At 39.2% G+C, this 5,003-nt stretch carries 5 protein-coding genes; 2 read left to right on the forward strand and 3 right to left on the reverse strand.

Going from position 1 to position 5,003, the window contains the following annotated elements; translation table 11 throughout:
* Window positions 1-776: 776 nt before the first annotated feature.
* Window positions 777-1,604 carry a lipid II-degrading bacteriocin gene (locus J1779_RS00210; protein ID WP_217202540.1) on the forward strand — a complete coding sequence of 276 codons (828 nt, stop codon included), beginning with the start codon at window positions 777-779 and terminating at the stop codon, window positions 1,602-1,604.
* Window positions 1,605-1,665: 61 nt separating this feature from the next.
* Here the strand turns inward: J1779_RS00210 and J1779_RS00215 are convergent, their stop codons facing one another.
* From J1779_RS00215 to J1779_RS00225, 3 genes are all read right to left on the reverse strand, one after another.
* Window positions 1,666-2,010, reverse strand: a complete 345-nt coding sequence (locus J1779_RS00215) for a protein YebF (RefSeq protein ID WP_217202541.1) — start codon at window positions 2,008-2,010, stop codon at window positions 1,666-1,668.
* Window positions 2,011-2,298: 288 nt separating this feature from the next.
* On the reverse strand, window positions 2,299-2,934 hold the full coding sequence (locus J1779_RS00220) for a DUF421 domain-containing protein (RefSeq protein WP_217202542.1): 636 nt from the start codon (window positions 2,932-2,934) through the stop codon (window positions 2,299-2,301).
* A 9-nt stretch (window positions 2,935-2,943) separates the two neighbouring features.
* Window positions 2,944-3,390, reverse strand: a complete 447-nt coding sequence (locus tag J1779_RS00225; protein WP_217202543.1) for a DUF3290 domain-containing protein — start codon at window positions 3,388-3,390, stop codon at window positions 2,944-2,946.
* Window positions 3,391-4,131: 741 nt separating this feature from the next.
* On the opposite strand from J1779_RS00225, the gene J1779_RS00230 reads away from it, so the two are divergent.
* On the forward strand, window positions 4,132-4,698 hold the full coding sequence (locus tag J1779_RS00230; RefSeq protein WP_238484991.1) for a lysozyme family protein: 567 nt from the start codon (window positions 4,132-4,134) through the stop codon (window positions 4,696-4,698).
* Window positions 4,699-5,003 lie beyond the last annotated feature (305 nt).

Here is a 5,003-nt window from a genome sequence, read left to right on the forward strand (position 1 = left end):
TTCTTATTCCATAAATGAAAATATTAACTATAAAATAGACAATCTTTGAAATAATTTTTTTCACAAAACAACTAATAGGCATATAAATAGAGTGGTCTTTCTGACTCATTAAACTATGCAACTGATCGGTAAATCATATTGATTTCTACTGACCGACTGTCAATCGATTGATGGACAATGATATGACTAACCTCTGCTCTTGGCACTCAAGAGAGATTTCAACTATGTACCTCCAGCTGACGCCCTCAGTAGGGTCTGACCTGCTCCCCATTGATTAAGACTCCTCAATGTTAATCCTGTAGTTGTTGGAGTTGCGGACTTCCGCTGTTCGCTCACAGCGGACATTCCGTCCGCCACGGGCTGCTATGTGCCAGGAGCGGACGTTGCTGAGTCCGGACTGCATTATTCAGAGGGGAGCCGGCCACTGGAACAAAAAGCTCACCAGTGTCTTTTTACCTGTACTTCAGATCGTCGAAATCTCGCAGAGAAATACGATTCATCAATCATATTTTGTCACGCAAGAAGCGGAGAGCTACGGGCGTTTTTCGGACATATATTCGTGAAAATAAAAAATTGCCTCATTAAAGCCATAATTAAATACAATTAATTTTTTGCAATTTTTGTGTAGTATTTGAAACATCTTTTATCGATTTTTTAATTTTTTACGATTGCTATCATGTAAATCAACCCTTCTTATCAGCATATTTTCTTTGGATGACATTGCTGATTAAAGTTAGTGGTTGTGAACACTTTCAATTAATTATAGAGGATTTTTTATGTCGGATACATTAGTAACGGTAGGAACACCTCCATCAGTAGGACCAGCCCTTGGCGGTAGTTATGTTGCCACTGGTTCTGGAATGTCTGGGCCATCTGAAGGCCAAATATTTTTACAAGTGACGTTACCTTATTATGCTTCTCCAAAAATGTGTTTAGACTCTGCAAAATGGATTGATAATTATATTAAGACTCATAGTCTGAGTGACTCTAAAACTTTGCAAGTTGTTCGGGACAATATTTCCGACCATTGTATTGGTGATATGTGGATGGTAAACTATCCAAAACTTAGTCCTTATCAAGCTATTCATAATGGTAAAGATTTCCCAACAAAATATGATTATGTCACCCGACAAATGACACAACTAAGTGGTGACGTTACTACACCAATCACCGCCTGGGCACATTATCTTTGGGGTAATGGTGCTGCCCGGACAGTTAACTTGAGTGATGTAGGATTACGTATTCAGCCTAATCAAATAACACCAGTCATGAACATTGTAAATAGTGGTGCTGTGGGCACCTTCAATATTAGTGGTGATGCCGGGAATTTTAATCGAAACACTATGCTTGACGGTATTATTCCAGCTGCTTACTTAGGCAATATCAGTATGCGAACTGAGGGGGTATTAACTATTGTTTCGAGTGGCGCATGGAACTACAATGGTGTCGTCAGAGCATTTGATGATAAATACGATGCTAATCCTTCAACCTATCGCGGTCCAATCGGGGAATATTCTACATCGGTACTTGCGCACTTCTCTGGTAAGGAATTCCCGATTCATATTCCGGGGCAATTAGATATCAAAGGAACTGGTTTTCGTTAATACATAGGTGGTTATGCCCATTGCCCCTGATTAAGGGGGCAATGAAATGCATCTTGGAATTTTATCGACTACTATACTCTATCGAATTAGTCTTACATGTATACATAGCATCGTAATGAATTATTCCATTTGGTCCTTCTGCTGTAAATGGGACTAGGTAGACCTCAGTAACTTTGGTGTTTTTTTGGTCAAAGCTAAGTTTAGGTGATTTTGTTCCTAGTCTATCAGTATCCTGCTGCCAACGAAGCATTCTATCGCCTAAAAAATCTTTTGAAATGAGTTTTGACGCTTCGTCAAAACTAACATTGCTGCATTCAGGACCACGATGCATGGCAAAATATTCATTTGCCCCTAATACAACCGCTAAAGCAACTATTGCAAAACTAACTAGTTTAAGTTTACCCATTCGAATCGTCCTGACATTTGAGACGCCTATAAAATTTAACTGTACCTCTCAAGATTATTAGCGTCAAATTAGTGGGCTGAACAGTTCCCGTTGATTAACACGCGGGGATTTTAGTAATGCACCCCTAGCGGTGAGAACAATTTCGTACTTCCGTTTATCGCTCTCAGCAGACCTTCTGCGTCACGTGTTTGTCTGCTGTGTGCCAAGAGCGGACGTTGATGCTAGTGTTCTGAGGCAGAAGCACCTGAAATAGCTGTCTACTAATAATAAGGGCGATAATTTTAGATATTATTTTTCATATCCGTATAAAATTATCCTACCCGACAAATACTCACCTAAATATACTTCACTGATTTTATTGAAGCCTTGATTTTTAACTTCACTTTCTAACCAGTCACTGTCCTTGTTAAGGATTTCGAGTAGATCATAGTTGGATAAGCCATCCACTATAATTGGATATCGTATATTTTCATCACCACTTTGTATAATTGTTAACTGCCCATTTTGTTCGAGAACCACGCGTTTTAGTTCTTCTATTTCATAAATTCCACTTGCTCTTAATTTAAACATCAAGTCATTTGCGGAAACACCATTCCGTAAACACTCCTTAACATTAACGCTGCCGTTATGTATTAAAGTAATAGGTTTTCCATCAATTATTCTTTTAACGATTCGACTATTTTCTTTCAAAAACTTAAGAACAAACACCAAAAAAGTCCATATGATTAGCACTAGGACAAATTGTAGTACTGTTATCGATTCGTTGTAAATTACGCCACCTATAATCCCCCCCAGTACATAGTTTTGAACCTGATCCATTGCTGATGAGGGGGCCAAATTTCCTTTCCCCATGAGATTAATTTGAACAATTAAACACAGTATTCCCAGACCTAATTTTATAATGATAGGTAAATAAATTATCATTTCCATTCCTCAGTTTTTCATAATTTCAATTTCTGGGTTTACTAACGAAACCTCTACTAGATTGTATGTTTTTTGGTCCAAACTTAAGTTAACACGGTAATAAAGATCATTAATTTTAACGATAATACCATCAGAAATTTGTGCTGAACTAGAAAGTATATAATTCACATTCACTCCTTTTTCTTGTGATAACAACCTAACAAAGTTAACCATTTGTGATGATTGGGAGTGTATATTTTGACTATCGGTGTAATCTGCATACTGAACACCAGAAATGAAGAGTAAAAACAAGAAGGCTATGATTGTTAAGTCACGATATTTAGTTTGCAAGCGATGGCGCATATACAGACTAAAAACAACGATCAAGATAAATAAAGTACTAAATATAACGATGAATTTTAGATAATCATTGATGTTAGACTGCACTTGTAGATAATCGATGCTATAAAATCTCATATATGTATAATCCCTAAACCCTCAAGACCCCATTTTTATTATAGTAACACGTTGCCATTTTCCGCTCTAATGTTACTTAACAACTAAAAATTATCAGTTATCAGCTGAAGTTTGTCATTATCTTTTGGATGCAGGATGCAGCATCGATGGATTAACTATCCAGTTCCCATATAACAACGTTTCAAATGAAGGCCAGCTGAACCACATGGCTGGCCTGAAAAAATAGCGAGATTTCCTACCCTCTTTCCGCTCTATTTGTTGTCCGCTCCTCGCTCACAACGGACCTTCGAGCGGTTCAATCAGTGTGTTGCATCCATCGGTTAAACTCACTGCCAGAAGCGGACATTGATATGGGTTGCAATAAGCAAAATGCTAAGATAATTTTCTCATCTGAGATGCAGAAACTTTGTCCTGTTCACAAAACCTCAACAACTTCAAACTCTTATGCGACCAGCTCCATATCATCACAAAAAACGCACCAGTCGCTTCGAAGCCAATCTGATAAGTGGGTCGTGGGCAAACCGTGAGAAAAATCATGTTAACGAGATAATTCATTGCTTTTCCTAGAATTTACCCCAGCTAAATTTTGTCCCTGTGAACGGTTGAAGATATTCCCACTTCGGCTCTTGTTGTGCCATGTTTAGCACGATTGGCATCTGTTGATACAACTCCCTTTCAAGAACACAGTCTGATTACTGTATTTAAATACAGTTTTTATTTTACTTTCTATGAGGGATTAATATGTCAGATACAGATCCGAATTCAGGCCCAGGCTGGAATGATCATGATACGCCTTATGGCACTATTCATAGTTATGATGCCCCTGGCTCCTTGGGTACCGGCGGGAATGCTGGTTCACACACCAACATAGGCCCAACAACAAGGTTAAGCATACCTTCAACTAAAACATACGATGGTATCTATATGACCATGTGCGCAAATAACCTGATGGCACATGAGGGGTTTGTAAATGCTATTTATGCTGACTCAAAAGGGAACCCAACAGTCGGAATAGGTCATTTACTTGCCAATATTGATGCGGCTTTAGGCATGCGATTTTTGAAAACGTATCATCAGTCATTAGCCCACGGGGACAGCAGCAATATTGAAGTAGCTGCTACATCCACGGATGTCCGAAATGGTTATAAGCAGGTTTTGAATCATCCAGGCTCCCGTGCTGCCGTGCATCTTAGCAATGATGATGCGATACAAGCCTGTATTGCGGATGTACAAGAAACTGAGAAAGGGTTGCGGGGATTGTATGCAAACTATGATCATTTACCGATAACGCTAAAACTGGACTTGTAGATATGGGATTTAACTTGGGTATTCCACGCTTACGCAATGAATTCCCAAAATTTAATGCTGCGGTGAATCGGGGAGATTGGGGGACGGCAGCGACTGAATCGCATCGTACGGGAATTGGTGATAAGAGAAACGCCGATACTGCACACAATTTCCAACAGGCACTTGCTGGTCATTAATTAGAAAAAGGCGCTAATCAGCGCCTTTCTTCATCAAAGTGGGGAGTTTTCATTAATCTCCTGAATTTTCCACACCGGGTTGCTTTTGGAAAGAATCTCGTAAGTCGTGGACTCCCCCCATGTACCTTG

This window comes from Rahnella rivi (assembly GCF_019049655.1).
In the GTDB taxonomy this organism is placed as follows: domain Bacteria; phylum Pseudomonadota; class Gammaproteobacteria; order Enterobacterales; family Enterobacteriaceae; genus Rahnella; species Rahnella rivi.

Bases quoted from the DNA above. Each gene is read 5' to 3' on its own strand.
- J1779_RS00210 (WP_217202540.1), top strand. From the start codon at position 777: ATGTCGGATACATTAGTAACGGTAGGAACACCTCCATCAGTAGGACCA.
- J1779_RS00215 (WP_217202541.1), bottom strand. From the start codon at position 2,010: ATGGGTAAACTTAAACTAGTTAGTTTTGCAATAGTTGCTTTAGCGGTT.
- J1779_RS00220 (WP_217202542.1), bottom strand. From the start codon at position 2,934: ATGATAATTTATTTACCTATCATTATAAAATTAGGTCTGGGAATACTG.
- J1779_RS00225 (WP_217202543.1), bottom strand. From the start codon at position 3,390: ATGAGATTTTATAGCATCGATTATCTACAAGTGCAGTCTAACATCAAT.
- J1779_RS00230 (WP_238484991.1), top strand. From the start codon at position 4,132: ATGTCAGATACAGATCCGAATTCAGGCCCAGGCTGGAATGATCATGAT.